The sequence below is a fragment of the Bacillus cereus group sp. N6 genome, assembly GCF_016483705.1.
GTDB classification, from domain to species: Bacteria; Bacillota; Bacilli; order Bacillales; family Bacillaceae_G; genus Bacillus_A; species Bacillus_A wiedmannii.
In genome coordinates, this window is record NZ_JAEHBI010000269.1 from 1 (window position 1) to 281 (window position 281).

The following is a 281-nucleotide window of genomic DNA, read 5'->3' on the forward strand; positions in this document are numbered from 1 at the left end:
AAATTCGTTCATTTGCGCCTCCAATTGGCTATTTAAGTCTTTTAATCTTTTTAATTGTGCCAATTGTACTTTAGGATTGCTGGTATTTGTTGAAAGCTGTGTGATGCAGTCTTTCACTTGATCCCAATCTTTCTTATAACTTTTTAGGAGGCTAATCTCCAGTTGGATTTGATTTGTAAAGGTATCCGCATCATCTTTCATCAAATTCAACAGATCTTTTTGTATATCTACTATCGTTAATTTGGTTGTTAATTTATATATAGTTTCGTTTTGCTTTTGTA

At 31.7% G+C, this 281-nt stretch carries 1 pseudogene; it reads right to left on the reverse strand.

The features are described from left to right. Positions 1-281: pseudogene (locus tag JDS99_RS31270) on the reverse strand (hemolysin BL lytic component L2); the annotation flags it as partial.